General features: G+C 35.4%; 20 protein-coding genes. 14 read left to right on the plus strand and 6 right to left on the minus strand.

The genetic code is table 11. The features are described from left to right. The first annotated feature begins 67 nt into the window (after positions 1 to 67). The 10 genes from plsX to EDF66_RS15865 all read left to right on the plus strand — a co-directional run bounded on the left by plsX (position 68) and on the right by EDF66_RS15865 (position 11209). Positions 68 to 1006: a phosphate acyltransferase PlsX gene (gene plsX / locus EDF66_RS15820; protein WP_021192036.1), complete on the plus strand. Its 939-nt coding sequence runs from the start codon at positions 68 to 70 to the stop codon at positions 1004 to 1006. A 5-nt stretch (positions 1007 to 1011) separates the two neighbouring features. Further along, positions 1012 to 2001, plus strand: a complete 990-nt coding sequence (locus tag EDF66_RS15825) for a beta-ketoacyl-ACP synthase III (RefSeq protein WP_021192037.1) — start codon at positions 1012 to 1014, stop codon at positions 1999 to 2001. An 80-nt stretch (positions 2002 to 2081) separates the two neighbouring features. Further along, positions 2082 to 2543 carry an acetyl-CoA carboxylase biotin carboxyl carrier protein gene (gene accB / locus EDF66_RS15830; protein ID WP_132843716.1) on the plus strand — a complete coding sequence of 154 codons (462 nt, stop codon included), beginning with the start codon at positions 2082 to 2084 and terminating at the stop codon, positions 2541 to 2543. A gap of 82 nt (positions 2544 to 2625) precedes the next feature. Beyond that, on the plus strand, positions 2626 to 3975 hold the full coding sequence (gene accC, locus EDF66_RS15835) for an acetyl-CoA carboxylase biotin carboxylase subunit (protein ID WP_031289467.1): 1350 nt from the start codon (positions 2626 to 2628) through the stop codon (positions 3973 to 3975). A 75-nt stretch (positions 3976 to 4050) separates the two neighbouring features. Beyond that, positions 4051 to 4920 (plus strand): twin-arginine translocase subunit TatC, encoded by an 870-nt coding sequence (tatC, locus tag EDF66_RS15840; RefSeq protein ID WP_021192040.1) that lies wholly within the window; start codon positions 4051 to 4053, stop codon positions 4918 to 4920. Next, entirely contained in the window at positions 4920 to 5366 is a 447-nt protein-coding gene (rpiB, locus tag EDF66_RS15845; RefSeq protein WP_021192041.1) for a ribose 5-phosphate isomerase B, read from the plus strand. Before tatC ends, rpiB begins: the two co-directional genes overlap by 1 nt. 87 nt (positions 5367 to 5453) lie before the next feature. Further along, on the plus strand, positions 5454 to 7028 hold the full coding sequence (locus tag EDF66_RS15850) for a M28 family peptidase (protein ID WP_132773441.1): 1575 nt from the start codon (positions 5454 to 5456) through the stop codon (positions 7026 to 7028). Positions 7029 to 7284: 256 nt separating this feature from the next. Continuing rightward, entirely contained in the window at positions 7285 to 9972 is a 2688-nt protein-coding gene (locus EDF66_RS15855; protein WP_132843718.1) for a carboxypeptidase regulatory-like domain-containing protein, read from the plus strand. Positions 9973 to 10017: 45 nt separating this feature from the next. After that, entirely contained in the window at positions 10018 to 10914 is an 897-nt protein-coding gene (locus EDF66_RS15860; protein WP_132843720.1) for a DnaJ C-terminal domain-containing protein, read from the plus strand. Positions 10915 to 10918: 4 nt separating this feature from the next. Beyond that, positions 10919 to 11209, plus strand: coding sequence for a chaperone modulator CbpM (locus tag EDF66_RS15865; RefSeq protein ID WP_132773437.1), 291 nt, complete (start codon positions 10919 to 10921; stop codon positions 11207 to 11209). A 34-nt stretch (positions 11210 to 11243) separates the two neighbouring features. Here EDF66_RS15865 and EDF66_RS15870 read toward each other — a convergent pair whose 3' ends face one another. The 5 genes from EDF66_RS15870 to EDF66_RS15890 form a co-directional block, all read right to left on the minus strand. Continuing rightward, positions 11244 to 12125: a hypothetical protein gene (locus EDF66_RS15870; RefSeq protein ID WP_132843721.1), complete on the minus strand. Its 882-nt coding sequence runs from the start codon at positions 12123 to 12125 to the stop codon at positions 11244 to 11246. Positions 12126 to 12169: 44 nt separating this feature from the next. Further along, complete coding sequence (locus EDF66_RS15875; protein WP_132843723.1) at positions 12170 to 13990, minus strand: energy transducer TonB; 1821 nt, start codon at positions 13988 to 13990, stop codon at positions 12170 to 12172. A gap of 27 nt (positions 13991 to 14017) precedes the next feature. Continuing rightward, complete coding sequence (locus tag EDF66_RS15880) at positions 14018 to 14392, minus strand: BlaI/MecI/CopY family transcriptional regulator (protein ID WP_021189331.1); 375 nt, start codon at positions 14390 to 14392, stop codon at positions 14018 to 14020. 325 nt (positions 14393 to 14717) lie between these two features. After that, positions 14718 to 15122: an alternative ribosome rescue aminoacyl-tRNA hydrolase ArfB gene (gene arfB, locus EDF66_RS15885; protein ID WP_132843724.1), complete on the minus strand. Its 405-nt coding sequence runs from the start codon at positions 15120 to 15122 to the stop codon at positions 14718 to 14720. Next, complete coding sequence (locus EDF66_RS15890; protein WP_031287875.1) at positions 15112 to 15828, minus strand: DUF1003 domain-containing protein; 717 nt, start codon at positions 15826 to 15828, stop codon at positions 15112 to 15114. Before EDF66_RS15890 ends, arfB begins: the two co-directional genes overlap by 11 nt. Before the next feature lie 159 nt (positions 15829 to 15987). Here EDF66_RS15890 and bshA point away from each other — a divergent pair, with 159 nt between their 5' ends. From bshA to EDF66_RS15910, 4 genes are all read left to right on the plus strand, one after another. Continuing rightward, a complete protein-coding gene (bshA, locus tag EDF66_RS15895; protein WP_021189334.1) occupies positions 15988 to 17124 on the plus strand; it encodes an N-acetyl-alpha-D-glucosaminyl L-malate synthase BshA in 1137 nt (378 codons plus the stop codon). Between the two features lie 77 nt (positions 17125 to 17201). Then, positions 17202 to 17906 (plus strand): UMP kinase, encoded by a 705-nt coding sequence (gene pyrH, locus EDF66_RS15900; RefSeq protein WP_021189335.1) that lies wholly within the window; start codon positions 17202 to 17204, stop codon positions 17904 to 17906. A 30-nt stretch (positions 17907 to 17936) separates the two neighbouring features. Continuing rightward, positions 17937 to 18500 carry a ribosome recycling factor gene (gene frr / locus EDF66_RS15905; RefSeq protein WP_132773429.1) on the plus strand — a complete coding sequence of 188 codons (564 nt, stop codon included), beginning with the start codon at positions 17937 to 17939 and terminating at the stop codon, positions 18498 to 18500. A 130-nt stretch (positions 18501 to 18630) separates the two neighbouring features. Then, positions 18631 to 19611 carry a sugar phosphate isomerase/epimerase family protein gene (locus EDF66_RS15910; protein ID WP_132773427.1) on the plus strand — a complete coding sequence of 327 codons (981 nt, stop codon included), beginning with the start codon at positions 18631 to 18633 and terminating at the stop codon, positions 19609 to 19611. Between the two features lie 54 nt (positions 19612 to 19665). Here EDF66_RS15910 and purE read toward each other — a convergent pair whose 3' ends face one another. Next, complete coding sequence (gene purE, locus EDF66_RS15915) at positions 19666 to 20175, minus strand: 5-(carboxyamino)imidazole ribonucleotide mutase (protein WP_021188838.1); 510 nt, start codon at positions 20173 to 20175, stop codon at positions 19666 to 19668. Between the last annotated feature and the right edge of the window lie 5 nt (positions 20176 to 20180).

The raw sequence follows: 20180 nt of genomic DNA on the forward strand, positions 1-20180 counted from the left end.
TAATTTTCAGATTATACTTTAATTTGGGATGTTTTTTGCGTATTATTGACTTGAAAAATAATCACGAATGAAGATTGGTTTAGATATTTTAGGTGGCGATTATGCCCCTAATGCAACAATATTAGGTGCGATAGAAGCTCAACAACTCTTGACGGGAGATCAAAAACTTGTTCTTTTTGGTGATGAGGAGGAGACTAAATCGCTTATTGAAAAAGCTGGGGGTAATCCTTCGGACTTTGAATATATACATGCACCTGAAAACATTAGTATGGGTGAACACCCTACTAAAGCGATTACACAAAAACCCAACTCTAGTATAGCCAAAGGCTTTGAATTACTAAAAAACGGTGAAATTGATTCTTTTGCTTCTGCTGGTAACACCGGAGCAATGCTTGTCGGATCTATTTTTAGTGTAAAAACGGTACCTGGCGTACTAAGACCTGCTATAACGACAATTGTACCCAAACTGAAATCCGGTTTTGGACTACTCCTTGATGTCGGAGCTAATGCAGACTGTAAACCCGAAATGCTCAATCAATTTGCGATTTTGGGAAGTTTGTATTCGCAACATATGTTTGGTATTTCTTCTCCGAAGGTTGGTTTATTAAATATCGGTGAAGAAGAAGAAAAAGGAAATATCCTAACCACAACCACCTATCCCCTTTTAAAAAATAACGAACGCATTAATTTCATCGGAAATGCCGAAGGCCGTGATCTGTTTTCAGATATTGCCGACGTGTATGTTTGTGATGGTTTTACAGGGAATGTTGTTTTAAAGCTAGCAGAATCATTTTACGTAGTAACATTGAAAAAAGGACTTAAAGATGAGTTCTTCGACCGATTCAACTACGAGCAGTATGGAGGTAGTCCTGTTTTAGGAGTTAATGCTCCTGTTATAATAGGCCATGGAATATCAACTCCTCAGGCTATTAAAAATATGGTTTTACAATCTAGAGATATGATCCAGTCAGATTTTATTGACAAAATCAGATCTGCTTTTAATTAAATTTTATGTCAAAAATTCATGCTGCAATTACAGCAGTTGGTGGATATGTACCTGATTATATCCTCACAAATAAAGAGCTGGAAACTATGGTTGAAACCAATGACGAGTGGATTGTATCTCGTACAGGTATCAAAGAACGTAGAATCTTAAAAGGAGAAGGTAAAGCTACTTCGGACCTTGCTGTACCTGCGGTGCAACAATTATTAGAAAAAAGAGGAATTACTGCAAAAGATATTGATTTGATCATCTTTTGTACAAGTACTCCAGATATGCTTTTTCCTGCCACAGCTAATATCTTAGCCGATAAAATTGGGGCTACAAATGCTTGGGGATATGATTTACAAGCGGCATGTTCAGGTTTTCTTTTTGGCTTGACAACTGGTGTCCAATTTATTGAATCGGGTAAACATACAAAAGTATTGGTTGTCGGTGCCGATAAAATGTCTTCAGTAGTCAACTATCAAGATCGTAATACGTGTATTTTATTTGGAGATGGTTGTGGTGTAGTGCTACTGGAACCTAACACTGATGGCAATGGTATTCAAGATGCAATCTTGAAAACGGATGGTTCAGGTGGTCAATATTTAAATATCAAAGGTGGCGGTTCTCTAAATCCGGCATCCCATGCTACTGTGGACGCTGGTTTACACTATGCTTATCAAGAAGGAAAAACGGTATTTAAATTTGCTGTTACCAATATGGCTAATGTAGCAGCCGAGATTATGGAGAAAAATAATCTTCAAGCTTCGGATATCGCTTATTTAGTACCGCATCAAGCAAATAAACGTATTATCGATGCAACAGCAGAACGTGCTGGATTACCGGAAGAAAAAGTAATGATTAATATTCAGAAATATGGTAACACCACAAGTGCCACTATTCCTTTATGTTTATGGGAATGGGAAAGTAAACTGAAAAAAGGTGATAACCTGATTTTAGCAGCTTTTGGCGGTGGATTTACTTGGGGATCTGTATACTTAAAATGGGCTTACTAAGTACAAATATTATTTTGTAGCTTTGAAGGCTGTTTTAAGAATTTTAAAAATTAACACTAAAATATTTAACCTGCATAACTATGGGTATGGACATTAAACAAATTCAAGACTTGATTAAATTCGTTTCAAAATCAGGTGTGAATGAAGTAGCAATCGAAGAAAAAGATTTCAAAATTACGATAAAAACAAATCAGGAGCCTACATATGTAACCGCTTCGGTTCCAGTTGCAGCAGCACCAGTGGCAGCAGCTCCTCAACCGACTGCAGTTGCTCCTGCAGCGGCAGTTTCTGAAGAAGCTAATTTTATCACGATTAAATCTCCAATGATCGGAACTTTTTACCGTTCTGCGGGACCAGGTAAACCGACATTTGCTAATGTTGGCGACGAAATTAACAATGGTAATGTATTGTGTATCATTGAAGCTATGAAATTATTCAATGAAATTGAATCTGAAGTTTCAGGTAAAATTGTTAAAATCTTGGTAGAAGATGCTCAACCAGTTGAGTTCGATCAACCATTATTCTTGGTAGATCCTAGATAAACAATCGTCAATATTTTTATTGTCGATCAACATGAGCGCACAGGTACTGTGCACTCATACCTCAAAACTTACAGAAAATACAATGTTTAAAAAAATATTAATAGCTAATAGAGGAGAAATCGCTTTACGTATCATCCGCACATGTCGCGAAATGGGTATCAAAAGTGTAGCTGTTTATTCAACAGCTGATAAAGATAGTTTACACGTTCGTTTTGCGGATGAAGCTGTTTGTATCGGTCCTCCTGCCAGTAAAGATTCTTACTTAAACATCCCAAATATTATCTCAGCTGCAGAATTAACAAATGCAGATGCGATTCATCCTGGATATGGTTTCTTAGCAGAAAATGCGAGATTTTCTTCAATATGTGCACAGTATGGTATCAAATTTATTGGTCCCACTGCAGAGCAGATTGAAAAAATGGGCGATAAATCACAAGCAAAAGATACAATGAAACAAGCTGGCGTACCTACGGTACCTGGTTCTGATGGTCTTTTGAGCTCATTGCAAGAAGGTGTTAAACTTGCTAAAGAAATCGGATACCCGGTTATCATTAAGGCTACGGCTGGTGGTGGCGGTAAAGGTATGCGCATTATTTGGAAAGAAGAAGAATTTGAACATGCTTGGGATTCTGCACGTCAGGAATCTGCTGCAGCCTTCGGTAACGACGGTATGTATCTGGAGAAATATGTAGAAGAACCAAGACATATCGAAATTCAGGTAGTGGGTGATCAATATGGTACCGTATGTCACTTATCTGAAAGAGACTGTTCTATTCAACGTCGTCACCAAAAGTTATTGGAAGAAGCTCCTTCACCTTTTATTACGCCAGAATTACGTCAGAAAATGGGCGAAGCGGCTATCAAAGGTGCTAAAGCTGTTAACTATGAAGGTGCTGGTACAGTAGAGTTTTTAGTTGATAAAAACCGTAACTTCTACTTCATGGAAATGAATACACGTATTCAGGTTGAGCATCCAGTAACAGAGGAAGTCATTAATTTTGATTTAATCAAAGAACAAATCAAAGTTGCTGCCGGTATCCCTATTTCAGGTAAAAACTACGAGCCGACCATGCACGCGATTGAATGTCGTATCAATGCTGAAGATCCATTTAATAACTTCCGCCCATCACCAGGAAAGATTACTAATTTCCATTCACCAGGTGGTCACGGTGTACGTATCGATACACATGTATATGCGGGTTACACGATTCCTCCATATTACGATTCGATGATTGCTAAAGTAATCTGTGTTGCGCAAACACGTGAAGAAGCTATCTCAACAATGGAAAGAGCTTTAAGTGAATTTGTTATCGAAGGTATTAAAACAACAATACCTCTTCATTTACGTTTAATGCGTGATCCTAACTTCAGAGCTGGTAACTTTACTACGAAGTTTATGGAAACTTTTGACCTTTCAGAAGATAATGTATAATAAAATTATCTTTACATAGATAAAAAATACCATTCTTTTCAATAAGAATGGTATTTTTGTTTACAAACAATTTTTATGAGTACTACAGAACGGAAAAGCCTAGTCGAATCTATAAAAGATAAAGGAAAAAATTTAGAAGCAGAAATGTCATTCTTTGATCATCTCGAAGTACTGAGATGGCATTTGGTTCGTTCGGTGATTGCAATTTGTATTTTCGCAGGTTTATCATTCACTTTCTATGATTTCGTATTTAACGAAATCATTATGGGGCCAAAAAGTCTTAATTTCTGGACATATAGAATGATGTGTCTTGTTGGTAACAAGTTTAATATCGATGGATTCTGTGTCGAACATATTCCTTTCAATATTATCAATACTGAACTAGCTGGACAGTTTATGTTGCAAATTAACTCTTGTTTGCTCATGTCTTTACTATTGGGTTTTCCTTACATCTTATTTGAAATCTGGCTTTTTATCAAACCAGCTTTAACAGATATTGAACGAAGATCTGCTCGAGGATTTGTTTTTTATGCTACCCTATTGTTTGTATTAGGAGTATTATTTGGTTATTATGTAGTCGTTCCGTTATCTGTTAACTTCTTAGCCAATATTTCATTAAGTATCGAAATTACGAATCAGATTACCATTGACTCTTACCTTTCAACGATCGCTACATTATCGTTAGGCTGTGGTATTGTGTTCTTATTACCAATTCTGATCTTTATCTTATCAAAATTAGGTATTATGACTCCAGAGTTTATGCGTGCAAGCAGAAGATATGCAACGGTTATTATCCTTGTTGTGGCAGCGATTATTACTCCTACAGCGGATGTCATCACCATGTTGACGGTAGCTACCCCAATGTTCCTTTTATACGAAATTAGTATCTTAGTATCAGCGAAAGTTAAAAAACAAAAATTAGCACAAGAAAAAAACAATATATAATGAGTACTGTAAAGACAATTGCAATAGGAAGTGACCATGCAGGTTTTGAATACAAAACGGCTATCGTAGCTTTATTAAAAGAATTAGGTTACGAAGTAAAAGATTTCGGACCATATAATACGGATTCTGTTGATTATCCAGATTATGCTCATCCGGTTGCAAGTGAAGTGGAAGAAGAAAAAGCAACATTAGGTGTATTGATATGCGGTAGCGCAAATGGTGTGGCAATTACAGCAAACAAACATCAAGGGATCCGCGCTTCAATAGCGTGGTTAGAAGAAATTGCAGCATTGGCACGTCAACATAATGATGCTAACATTGTGTGTATTCCAGCAAGATTTATTGATCTTGATCTTGCAAAATCAATCGTTAAAACATTTGTAACGACAGATTTTGAAGGTGGTAGACATGCTACACGTGTTGGTAAAATTGCCTGTGGTTGTTAATTTTAACATAATTTAATAGACGGAGAAAAGGTATATATATACTTTTTCTCCGTTTTTTTTGTTCTATTTGTTCTAAATGAAAAAACAATGAAAAAATTATTCAGTTTAATTTGTCTTATTTCGTCCATTTACAGCTGTGCAGTTGCACAAAATCCAGCTGCAAAATATGCTGATCTGATTACTGAAGAGTCTTCCAGAAAGCATCTTACTATCCTAGCATCTGCAGATCTTGAGGGACGTGGCACAGGTCAAAAAGGTGGTCGTTTGGCTACTGAATACATTGCAAATGAATTTAAAAAATTAGGATTAACACCACCTGTTGCAGGTAAATATTTTCAACCGGTAAGTTTACTAAAAAACAGTTATCAGGTTAAGAGCTTTAAAATTGGAGGCCGTCCTTTTGTCAATGGACAAGATCTACTGGCGTTAGGTAATAATGAGTTGAAATCAATCGACGATAAAGAGATTATTTTTATCGGTTACGGTATTGATGACCCCAAATATTCTGATATCAAAGGAATTGATTTGCAAGACAAAATTGTGATGCTGATCAATAACAAAGAACCTGTTGATGCAAAAGGGAATTCTGTGATCACTGGAACGACAAAATTATCGGAATGGTCCACCGTGCGCAATAAAAAGATTAGAGAGGTGCTAAAACATAAGCCTAAACTTATTCTTGCATACACTGAGGATCTCGGTACATGGCTGGAAAGTGCAGGAGATCGTGCAACCGAAGGACGCTTTAATTTAGCTCAGGATCAAACAGCTCCTGAAACTAATCCAATGCCTATTGTTGTCAATATCACCGATCATGTTGCTAACTATATCCTGAATCAGGGAAAAACAAGTCTTGCAAATATTACATCAAAAATCAATCAGAGTCAAAAGCCTCAATCTTTTGCTATCAATACAAGTTTTAATGCACAATTGGGTATGGTGGCTGAACAATTCACGGATCCTAATGTACTGGGCTTGCTTGAAGGGTCTGATCTGAAAGATGAAATAATTGTTATAGGTGGCCATTATGATCACGACGGCAAAAGTTCAAATGGCACTATCTTTCCTGGAGCTGATGATAATGCTTCAGGAACTACTGCTGTTCTTGAGTTAGCGAAAGCATTTAGTCAGGCTAAAGCTGAGGGCAAAGGTCCTCGGAGAAGTATCTTGTTTATCACATATGCTGCAGAAGAAAAGGGTTTATTAGGGTCTAAGTATTATACCGAAAACCCGGTCTTCCCTCTTGAAAATACCGTTACTTGTATCAATATTGATATGATAGGACGCATTGACGATAAGCATTTAAATGGAAATCACAACTATATTCATTCCATTGGAGCAGATAAATTAAGCTCTGAATTAGCAAGAATCAATAAGGAAGCAAATGATAAATCCAGCAAACTGGAATTAGACTTCATGTACGATAATCCAAAAGATCCAATGCGTCTTTATTACCGATCTGATCATTATAATTTTGCCAGTAAAGGTATTCCTTCAATTTTTTACTTCTCAGGTTTACATCCGCATTATCACACGCCTGAAGATACTGTTGATAAAATAGATTTCCCGATTATGGTCAAAAGAGAAAAATTTATTTTTCAAACGGCTTGGGATGTTGCCAATAGTGCTACAAAACCTGCTGTAGATAGCAAGAAGGATTAAAAATTAGTTGCGTAAGATTTTTAAAGTGGTTCTCCTGAATAAGGAAACCACTTTTTTTTATGTGCTTATTGCACCTAATTAAACGAGTAAAACTGCTTCCTATTTTGATAACCGATCCAACTGATTAAATCGGATAAACAATTTCATGCAGCATAAAACAAAGTGAATGTGTTAAAAATAAGTTAATTAAAAATCGATATCTAAAAAAGTAATTATCTTAGCGAGCAATAAACCAACCATTCCTAAAAAGTCAATTATGAAGCTATATGTATTAAGCTTGCTATTTTTATGCATTAATTTTGCCTATTCCCAAAACTCAGGAAGTTTGAAAGGGACTGTTATTGATCATACAAATAAACCGCTTGAAAAAGCAACAGTTTCCATTCTTATGCAACAGGATTCTTCGGTACTCTCCTATTCTCTGACAAATGATAAAGGAGAATTCAACCTCGTTAAACTGCCTGCAAATAAAAATCTGATCTTATATATCTCGCACGTCAATAGCAGCAACTATCATCAGGACATTCTTTTAAATCCTGACGAAAAAAAGCAATTAGATTCGATTAAACTGGGGGGAAAACTATTGGACGAGGTCGTCATTTCTGTTGCACCACCTGTGCGCATGAATAAAGATACATTAGAATATAACACTGATTTTTTTAAGACTAGACCGAACGCCAATGCTGAAGAACTTTTAAAACAGTTGCCTGGTCTACAAATTAATATGGATGGTACTATTTATTATGAAGGTAAAGAAGTTTCTCAGGTAAAAGTAAATGGTAAAGATTTTTTTGCCAGCGATCTGCGAATTGCTACACGCAATCTAGATGCTTCCTTAATTAAAACGGTACAGGTATACCGCGATAAAGGCGAATCAAAAAAAACAGTGGAGGATGAAGAAAAATTACCTATTACCATCAATCTGAAATTCAAAAAAGATTTTCTGAAAGCAAGTTTTGGTAAATTATATGGCAGTGTCGGAACTAGAGACCGCTATGAAGCTGGTGGTCTGTTCAATACTTTTCAGGATACTTTGCAATTGAGTTTAATCGGATTTGGTAATAATATCAATCGAGAAAGTTTTGATTACAATGAACTTAATCAACACGGTGGATTAGGAAGAGCTGAAAATTATGGTTTTAATGACTTTGGTGGCAGAAATTATAATGGCAAAGCAAATGATATTGCCGGTGGCTTTAACCTCAATAATGATTGGGGAAAGAAAACAAAACTAAACCTCATGTACATGTTAAAGTACAAAAATGAAGAAGGCCAAAACCAAGGAAGTCAAACCTCGCTGTATGATAATGTTAAGCAATTTGGCGAAAACGAATATAATAGCTATCGGAAGTCGCTTGCGCACAATATCAATACGCTTTTCAGACACCGAATGGATACAACAGCATACGTCGAGTTTACACCTAAGCTTTCAATTACCAATAATGATGGTAAAACTGATAGCTGGATGAATACCTATACCGAAGACAAAAAAATAAATAACAGCAAAAGCAATAACACATCAGATGGGTATAATATTAATTACGATCATAATTTCCACATTGAAAAACAATTAAGTAAGAAACATCTTGTATCTCTAAAAAATACCATCAATATTAGAAATGATAAATCAGAAGAAATTGGCAATCAATTAACAGAGATATTCCAGAACCCGATCCCAAATACTAGTCTATGGGAAAACAGAACGAATCGAGAGAAATCCAGCAGTATCAAAACTTTTGCTGGGTATAATAATACCAGTATCGAAAAACTAAATTTTGATTTCTATATTTCTTATAATACTTCGAGTAGCAGACCTACACAAAGTTTATTCTATAACAGAGATAATACAGGAACTATCCATGGTGAGCAGTTTGAAAACAGCTATAGTTTTAAATCACAGGAATATGTGACTGCCATGAAATTTTACTGGAAACCTTTCAAAAAATTAGCGGTAAACTTCGGTACAGCATATGCAGTTAAGGATAATCAATTTGATTTATTCAAAATCAATAAACGAAAAACAACTTCGAATGGTTACTGGCTACCTAATATCAATATTCGCTATAAAGATTTTGATCTTTCTTGGTCTAAAGATTTAGAATCACCTGCAACATATCAGATCCAAAGTATTAGGGATACACTAAATCCTCTGATGACGCGACTGTCAGCTTTTTTCTATGAGAATAAACTGCAACAAAGTACGCGCTTTTCATTCAATAAATACACACAAAAATACCAACTGGGATTTAGTGCCGGTGTAAACTATAAAGATAAAAGTGAGGGTCATAGAAGTTGGCGTAATGTGACAAATGGACATTATACCATACAGGCATTTCAAGCAGGATCAACGACTAATTATAATGGCTATTTATATGGTAGATATAATTTTAAAGCTGGTAACGATTGGGTATTTTATATATCTCAAAACAGTAGCTTATATACCTACCAATATTATTCTTCGATCAATGATGTGGACAACAAATTAACAAACCTCGGCATCAATCTAACACAGGAATTTTCTATTACTTGGAAGAATTTAATCGGCCTAACGCCTAAATATACCTACAGCTGGAACAAGGCTCAGAATTCGGTTAAAAACAATCCCGATTTTATTGCTACCGCTAATAGAACACACAATGTTGGCGTAGGATTAAATATAAATCCTATAAAAGGTTTTTCTCTAGAGACCTCCTATTCACTAGAGAATAGGGCAAGTGGCCTAAGTGGAAGAGACAATTATCATATACTGAACTCTTCTATTTATTACACGTTGAAAAATAATTCCCAGATCAAATTAACGGGTTTTGACATCTTAAATCAAAACAGACAGAACTACTGGGGTACCAGTGGCAATACAACCTATTTTCAAAACACGGTTACTTTAAGACAGTACTTTTTGTTAGGATATATTTATAAATTTAAAGTAACAAAACTGAAAAATTAAACAAACAGGCTTCACAATTGTTGAAACTATAGCAACTAAAATAATATGGCATTTGAAGATTACTATAAAGTACTTGGCATAAGCAAAACGGCATCTGTTGATGATGTAAAAAAAGCTTATCGAAAATTAGCCCGCAAATATCATCCCGATCTCAATCCTAATGATGAGGCTGCAAAACAGAAGTTTCAAGAGATTAATGAAGCCAATGAGGTATTATCCGATCCGGAAAAACGTAAGAAATATGATCAATATGGTGAAAACTGGCAGCGAGGAGAGGAATATGAGCGGTCTCAACAGCAGTACCGACAGTCGAATGAAAATCCTTTCGGAGGTTCGCAGGGCTATACAGGAAATTTTGATGATGGACAATTTTCAGATTTTTTCGAACAGATGTTTGGTAACCGCTCCGGGGGCGGAAGAAGAAATAACTTTCGTGGACAAGATTTCAATGCTGAATTGGAGTTAACACAACAACAGGCTTATACGACTCATGCACAAACTTTTACGATTAATGGTAAGAACATCCGAATCAACATACAGGCGGGTGTAGAAGATGGTCAGAAAATTAAACTTAAAGGCCTTGGTAGTGAAGGTGTAAATGGAGGGCCAAAAGGAGATCTTTATATTACTTTCCACATCATTGCTGATCCCAAGTTTAAACGTCAGGGTAATGACCTCTATACAACATTAGATATCGATCTGTATACCGCTATTTTAGGCGGGGAAGCCATCATTGATACATATGGTGGTAAAATAAAACTTAAAATTCAACCTGAAACACAAAACAATGCCAAAGTCAGGTTAAAAGGAAAAGGTTTTCCTGTCTATAAAAAAGATGGTGAATTTGGAGATCTGTATGTCAGTATGAACGTGATGATACCAACCAATTTAACCGACAAAGAAAAAGAACTATTCAAACAGTTGGCCGATTTAAAGAAATAATCCTATGGAAAGGACCCTAATTAAACTATCTGATTACTGCTATTCAAGGAAAGCGGAGATTACTTTTATAGAAACTTTAAATGAGTATGGTCTTCTCCATATTATCATCCAACAGGAAGAAAAATATATTGAAGAGGAACAGCTTCGGGATCTGGAAAGATTTTCGGACTGGTATTATGAGCTAGATGTAAATCCTGCGGGTATTGAGGTAGCACATCATCTCATTCAGAAAGTGGAAGCATTACAAAGTGAATTGCAGCGCATAAAAAATCAGCTTAAAGCTTTGGAATCATAATTCAAAGCTTTAAGCTGATTTTTACAATCTGGTATTAATTATCTAAGTCTTGATCAACTGTTATTATATCTTTCCAAATCACATTATGGCGTAAATCTGTTAATTCAATTTGATAATTACCTTTGCAAACAACAAACGAACCATATGATTGTCCTGGTTGAACAAGCCGGTAAATAATCAACTGTTTTTTTCCTTCATCTCTATCCGCAGAAAAGCCCTTCATTAATGTGTAATTTTCCTTTTGTATATATTGATCAGGGATACGGTAATCAAAATGCCCCCTACTGCTATCATCAGGACATAAAATTTCTGTACGGCTTGGTGTAAAAATATAATGCTGTCTATACATAGAAGCATTTGATATCGCCAGATCTTCAATGTGAGCAAAATTCTTAAAGTACTTCTCAGGGATAATGTAAATCAAACTGACATACTCTTCTCTTCCCAATTGCTGCTTAAAGGGAACCATAGCATGATAAATAACTTGTTTGTTTAAGGTCGTAGTTCGATAATAATATTTCCCTTCTGCTGTCTTTTTAATTTCGAATCCATCTCTTGACAACAATTCTTTTGTATTTTTAAAACGCTCATCCGATTTATTATTGATTAAGCTGATCAATCTAAATGTCGTATCTCCGATACTTTTTCCATTGAACAAAACAGTATACTTCGTGGCATCATAGCCTAATTTCTTTATGATCTTCTGATCGTCATGTGAAAGATAAGCTGTCTGCAGTCCAGTTTTCGTCCTTTCATCATAATTTGAAAAATTATCACCGACATATACAGACAGATTTCGTTCGATATTAACAAAATACTCATCCCCATCAACAATAAAACCTTTTGGAGTGAATTGATAAGCTGACCGACAAGACGTTAATAAGAATAGTACAAATAAAATATAAATAGCTTTCATAACATTATTCAAAAAAAGCGCCATCGCATAAAACGTTATTTTAATTATTGGGCAGCTGTATTTAATCGGATAGGCATCGTATAAGCAACCCTTACATGCTGTCCATTTTGTATTGCAGGTTTCCATTTTTCAGGATAATTCTTCAAAACATTCACCGCTTCTTGTCCAGTTCCGTACTTTAAATCTCTTTTTATATCAAAGTTAGATAGGCTACCATCTTTTTCAACGATGAATGATACTTCTACGACACCGTTAATATTATTTTCTAAGGCCTCCTTTGGAAAATTGTAATTTTCTCCCACATAATTCATAAAATCACGCATCCCCCTTGGTGGCGCTGGTTTAACTTCAACAGCTGAAAATATAACCGTATTTTCCGCTGGTTTCTTGGGTTCCGGAAAACGAACTTCATCAGGAGACGATTTAACAGGTTTCTTCTGTGGCACTTCATCTTTCGTTACTTTCGGTGGAGGGAAACGAACGACATCCTCCGAAGATTTTGTAGTCTGTCTCTTAATAACAGCTTGCTTATTTGATTTTTTAGGCTCTGGAAAGTGGACGGTAGCGTCTTTAGATCCATCTGAATTATTCACATTATTACTTTTCGAATTTTCCGATCCAAATCTACCTGCAGCCAATTTCACAGGAAGTGTGTAGGAAGACCGAACTGATTTACCATTTTGAATCGCAGGTTTCCATTTTTTTCCATTTTTCACGAGATTCTGAATCATAACCCCAGCACCAAATCCAATATCATTCTTCGTTTTAACATTTGTAATACGACCATCCTTCTCGACTACAAAATCAATTTCAACAGTACCATTGATGCCTTTATCCAACATCTCATCTGAATATTTGAAATTTTGACGTATATAGCTCATGTAAGCTCTCATACCACCCGAAGGAACTGCCGGCACTTCCGGATTACTAAAAATCTTTTCCTGCTGTGGTCCTTGTTCCTCAATCTCCATCAGTTTTGTAACAGCCTCAGATACCACCGGTAGTTTCACATCGATCACTTTATCAATCAGTTCTGTTTTTGCGTCAACGGTATTGTTTAATACGAGCCCCACCAAACCTACTAAACCAGCAATTGGAATGATCAACATATATTTCCATTGATTTGATTTCTTTGATTTATTTTGAAATAACATCATAATTCTCTTTTTTAAAATGGACTCTCTGGCAAAGCCATGTGATAACACATCAGTCGATACCCGGAGCGCATTTGCAATTAATAATTCTGCATAAGATGCTTTATCTTTTGCAGCACAAAGTTGATCAGCAATACATTCATGCTGAAATTTCAATTCTCTGATATAAAAAAAGAATACAGGATTAAACCAATTAAAAACTCGAACAATCTCTAAAAAAAGAATATCATAAGAATGCCCTTGCTGTACATGAACTAATTCATGACGGTGGATGATTTCATTTTCTTTCACTTCCTCACCGATATAAACAAAATTCAAAAAAGAAAATGAGTCGTTGCCATCAGCTTTATTAAACCTACGGTATAGCTTATACAATCTAATTAGTAAAAACGAAGTAGCAATGATGATTGAGACCCAATAAATGAGTTCAACATTCGAATGCAGTTGCCAAAATTGCTGTTTACCCACAATTTCAATTTCAGGTATACTAAATTCTGTTAATTCCAGCGAAATAGCAGGAATTAACGTAGTCTTATAATCCATTTCAGATAGATCTACAAATTGTATTGCTGGTAATGTAAAAGACAATAGTACAGCAACCAATAAATAGATCCGATTTCCTTGGAAAAATGTGAGTTTTCTCAGGACTAAATGATAAAGTAAATAGCATATGACGAGGCTTGTGTTTGCTAAAATCAGATAAGCTATCATAATTCAGGTGTTAAGTGATTGAAATCTTTAAATTTTCTTTTGTTTGGCAATCATCTCTAATAATTCGTTGACTTCGCCGAGATCAAGTTTATTCTCTTCAAGAAAATAAGATAACATGCTGCTCGCTGAATTATCAAAATAATTATTTAAAAGTTTCCCTGTAATCAGTTTCTTATACTCTTCTTTTGTAATCTTAGGGATATAACGATGACTTTTCCCATAAGATTCGTGCACTAAGAAACCCTTGGTTTCTAAAATCCGCACTATGGTCGAGACTGTATTGTAAGCTGGTTTGGGCTCAGGTAAACGATCTATCACTTCTTTAACAAAGGCTCCATCCATTTCCCAAAGCTCATGCATGATTTGCTCTTCAGCTTTTGTAAGTTCTTTAATTTCGTTCATAACTCTATTTATTAAAATGGCACGTCTGCCGATAATCGATTATATAACAAGTATAAAACTAAAAACCTAGTTATCAAACTAATTTTTTAGTTTACAACATATTGCACTGATATACAATGAATTAAAATTAACAATAAAGTTACATTGTCATATTGTAAGAGACTATTGCTAAATTGAGTCATTTGGGATAACTGTAATTTAGGTTCATTAAATTCCTATAAATACTGGAGAATTACCTTCAATATTTACAGGAATATACTAGCATAGGCCTAAGTGGCTATATTTTAAATTTGAGTTTTAAGCTTGAATGATTTTTTAATAGCCACTATTCAGCACTCCAACGTCGGTTACTTTTCTTTTCTGATTGTTTCGCCTTTCTATCTAGCCTATCTAAAACTTTCCGATAAGGTATTTTTGTTTTTTTCCGTGCTTTTACGGGTGTCAATGTCGTTTTGATAATATGTAAAAATCGTTCGATTGCAATTTCTTTGTTTTTCAATTGAGAACGATCTGTATCACATTCTAATTGAAAGATACCATCTTTATTGATACGGTTACTTAATGTTTCCATAATGAGACTCTTCATATCCTCATCAACGCATGTACTGGCCAAAACTGGCCATTGTAACAGGACCTTAGTTGAAACTTTATTGACATTTTGTCCCCCTGCTCCACCCGAACGTGCAAATTTAAAGGTTAATTCTCTTAATACTAATTCTTTATTTACCATTGTTACTTCTTTCCAACTTATCTATTTTATTGATTAGATCTTTTATGATATCTAACTGGAACTGCTGCATCTCGATGAGCTCCTGTTCTTTATGAATCAATAAATGATCTATCTTTTCATGTAAAGTACGTATTTCCAACTCTGCTTTAAGATTGACCATATAATCATTCTGCGCTCTTTTACGGTCTTTATCCTCTTGTCTGTTTTGACTCATCATAATAACGGGAGCCTGTAAAGCAGCAATACAGGATAACAACAAATTGAGCAATATAAATGGATATGGGTCAAATCCTTTGTTACTCAACCAATACATATTTAACACAATCCAACAAACTAAAAATCCTAAAAAGGATAAAATGAATGTCCAGCTCCCTCCAAACCCAGCAACTCTATCTGCAATACGTTCCCCAAAAGAATCTGCAACTTCCTCTTGGTCAATAGATGCGCTAATCATCTGATTATTATTCATACTCTCAATCACCAGCTGATCTAAACGTGTAAGCTCTCCCAACTCATTTTTCAAGATTGTTGAGATATACTTTTCTTTATATCCATCCAGTTCGCTAGAGGCAATGAGAGATTCTTTTGAAAATTCTGGAAAATCCTCCTTGACAAGATCAAAAATAGAAGTTCTTAATGTAGATCCCAACACTTTACTAGTAATGGGAAATGTCTTTCCAGATATACTGCTTACAAAAGTCTTCATAATAAGTTTAGTTAATATATAACAAGATAATTTATTTCCAGCAATAAACCAGCAATACCGATTCATAATACCTGAAAATAGTCCTTCACAAATTATTGCATTCGTGTGATTGGCTGTTTTACAAATTAATCTTTAATTTGCAGTAAATAAATAAGCATTATGAAAATAGGGATTGTATGTTATCCAACATTCGGCGGTAGTGGCGTCGTAGCAACAGAACTTGGAAAGGCTTTAGCTACGCATGGACATCAGGTTCACTTCATCACTTACCGGCAACCTGCCCGCTTGGATTTTTTTTCGGAAAATCTATTTTATCACGAAGTTGCTGTTTCACAATATCCTCTTTTTGATTTCTTGCCATACGAATCTGCCTTAGCAAGTAAACTTGTTGATGTTGTTCGTTTTGAAAAACTAGACGTCATCCACGTTCACTACGCCATTCCACATGCTTCAGCTGCTTTTATGGCTAAACAAATCTTATTAACTTACGGCATCAATATTCCTGTTGTAACGACATTACATGGCACTGATATTACTTTAGTTGGTAAAGATAAAAGCTTTAGCCCTGTCGTTACTTTTTCAATTAATCAGTCTGATGGTGTAACAACCGTATCACAGAGTTTAAAGGATCAAACGCTTACTTATTTTGATATTAAGCGAGACATTCAAGTTATTCCTAATTTCATTGATCTGGAACGCTTTAGTATAAAAGACCGTTCTCATTTTAAACGAGCTATTGCTCCTGGAAATGAACGTATTTTGATTCATACCTCCAACTTTCGAAAAGTTAAAAATACGGGAGATGTGATCCGCATATTTCAAAAAGTAAATGAACATATCCCCAGTAAACTATTAATGGTTGGTGATGGACCAGAACGGACGAATGCTGAAGAATTATGTCGTGATCTTGGTGTATGTCAAGATGTTCGCTTTCTCGGTAAACAAGATGCTGTTGAAGAAATTCTATCCGTATCCGATCTTTTCTTAATGCCATCGAGTTCTGAAAGTTTTGGTCTAGCCGCTTTGGAAGCAATGGCCTGTAAAGTTCCTGTTATTTCAACCAATACGGGAGGTTTACCAGAACTGAATGTTAATGGAGAAACAGGATTCTTAAGTGATATTGGAGATGTTGATGAAATGGCTAAAAATGCAATCTATATTTTAGAGGATAATGATCGCCTAGAAAAGTTTAAAGATGCTGCATTAGAGCGAGCTAAAACATTCCAGCTTAGTAATATTATGCCCCAATACGAAGAATATTATAGGCAGGTGATAGAAAAAGTTAAAAATTCCTAATAAATATGACATTCGTCCTTATCGGATGAAAAAAAAATTTTATCTTTGGCCTTTGGAGAATTTCCAAAAAAACAATTATGAAATACAAACGTATCCTATTAAAACTTAGCGGCGAATCCTTAATGGGAGATCAAAGCTATGGCATTGACATCAAGAGAGTTGCACAATATGCAAAAGACATTAAAGAGTTACATACTCAAGGCTTAGAAATTGCTATTGTTATTGGTGGAGGTAATATCTATAGAGGTTTAAGTGCAGAACAGTCTGGTATGGACCGTGTACAAGCGGATTATATGGGCATGTTAGCAACGGTTATCAATAGTATGGCGTTGCAAGATGGTCTTGAAAAAGTAGGTTTGAAAACCCGTTTGTTGACAGCTATTAAGATGGAGCAGATCTGTGAGCCTTTTATTCGCAGAAGAGCTGTGCGTCACCTTGAAAAGGGTCGTATTGTTATCTTTGGAGCCGGAACGGGTAACCCATATTTTACGACAGACACCGCAGCTTCACTTCGTGCGATTGAAATTAATGCAGATGCAGTTTTAAAAGGTACTCGTGTTGATGGTATTTATACTGCAGATCCTGAAAAAGATCCTTCAGCTACACGTTTTGATGAAATTTCATTCACAGAAGTGTATCAAAGAGGCTTGAATGTAATGGATATGACAGCATTTACACTGTGTCAAGAAAACAACTTACCAATTATTGTGTTCGATATGAACAAGCCTGGTAACTTGTCTAAATTAGCAAACGGAGAGCCTGTAGGTACTATCGTACGCTAATCATAAAAAAGAAAAAAACGATATTAAGATATGAATGAATTGATTTCACTTGAATTGGACGATTGTAAGGAGAATATGTCCAAAGCTGTTTCTTTTACAGAATCAGAATTAACAAAAATTCGTGCCGGAAAAGCTTCACCATCTATGTTAGATGGCATTTCGGTTGATTATTATGGATCTCCAACTCCGTTGGCTCAAGTTAGTAATATTAATACAACTGACGCACGTACTATTGTTATCCAACCATGGGAAAAACAATTGATCAATGCTATTGAAAAAGCTATCACAGATGCTAACTTAGGTGTTAACCCACAAAATGATGGTATTGTGATCCGTTTGGTAATTCCTGCTTTAACAGAAGAAAGAAGACGTGATTTAGTAAGAAAGGCAAAAGAAGAAACTGAAAAAGGTCGTGTTGTTGTTCGTAATATCCGCAAAGAAACAAATGAGTCTTTGAAAAAATTGAAAAATGACGGTGCTTCTGAAGACGAAATAAAAGTTGGTGAAGCTGAAGTTCAGAAATTGACTGATTTATATATTGCAAAAGTTGATAAATTAGCAGAATTAAAAGAAAAAGATATCATGACGGTATAATTTTGTTTTCTGAGAATATTAAAATGGGGATGTATGCTATACATCCCCATTTTTTATTTTATAATAATGGTTTTCTTTAAAATTAGTTGTAACTTAATCCTTAAACTAAACTACAAACAAATTAAACAGTATGAATAATTCACGCCGTCAATTTATCAAAAAAGCTGGTCTTGGACTTTCTGCAGCATATTTCCTACCACAGCTCCTTTCTTGTGAAAGTAAGAAACCAGGTATTGATTCACCTTTTGCTAATATAGGTGTACAACTATATTCGATTCGAGATCTGATGACTGCAAACCCGACCGATTCTTTACAGCAGGTTTCTAAAATAGGTTATAAGCATGTTGAAACATATGGAATAGATACTGTAGCAAAAAGTTTTTGGGGTTTAGATTATAAAAGTTTAAAAAAAGTATTAGACGATAACGGCCTAAAATCGCATAGCGGTCATTACGATATGTCAAAATACTTCAGCCGAAACCATCAAGATAAAGAGGATCTAAATATCTATTTTGATGCGGCAAAAGAGTTAGGACAAGAATATGTCATCGCTCCTGTCTCTCCAATGTTTGATATTTCTGCCTTAAAGAAGGATGATTTTCTTTACATAGCTGAACAGCTAAATAAAGCGGGTGAAGCGGCTAAGAAACATGGTTTAAAGGTTGCTTTCCATAATCATTTCTGGGAATTTAGAGATTTAGGAAATGGCACCAAAGGGGAAGAAGTATTGTTGGCTTTTACAGAGCCCGACCTTGTTGATTTTGAACTTGATTTATACTGGGCAGAAAAGGCAGGAATTAATCCGGTCAGTTTATTTGAAAAATTTCCGAACCGATTCAAATTATGGCATATCAAGGATATGGATAAAGCATTTACAAAAACTATTGTTGGACCTGAATTTGACAAATTAGACTTTGGCGCAATTTCAAAAGAGGTAAAATATACAGAAGTTGGAACTGGCCATATTGATTTTATTGCTATCGCACAGGCAAAAGCAAAAGCTGGTTTAAAATATGCTTTTGTTGAACAAGATGATATCTATCTACCTAATAAATTTGAGAGCTTAAAGAAAAGCTACGATTACGTAGAACAGCATTTAGCTAAAATATAATTATAAAAATAAAGGGGGCTTAAGCCCCCTTTATTTTTATAATTATATTCACACTTAAAAAGTCATTTTTTCGACTTCTTCAGCTGTTTCAATCACTTTTGCGGCTAATTCAGCTTTAAAAGCGATGATATTTTTTTCGATTTCTTTATCTTGTGTTCCTATTATCTGTGCGGCAAGGATACCTGCATTTTTCGCTGCATTCAATGCCACTGTCGCTACAGGAATACCATTTGGCATCTGTAAGATCGATAATACAGAATCCCATCCATCAATTGAATTAGATGACTTTACCGGAACGCCGATAACAGGCAGATGCGTAATTGATGCTACCATACCTGGTAAATGTGCTGCACCACCTGCACCAGCAATAATAACTTTCAAACCTCTTTTCGCCGCATCTTGCGCATAATCAAACATTCGTTGCGGCGTACGATGTGCGGAAACAATTGTTACTTCGAAAGGAACTCCCAATGTTTTTAATACATCTACTGCATCTTGCATTACAGGTAAGTCTGATTTACTTCCCATAATAATTCCAACTAAAACCTGGTTCAATGTTGACATATATT

It is taken from the genome of Sphingobacterium sp. JUb20, assembly GCF_004342035.1.
GTDB lineage: Bacteria > Bacteroidota > Bacteroidia > Sphingobacteriales > Sphingobacteriaceae > Sphingobacterium > Sphingobacterium anhuiense.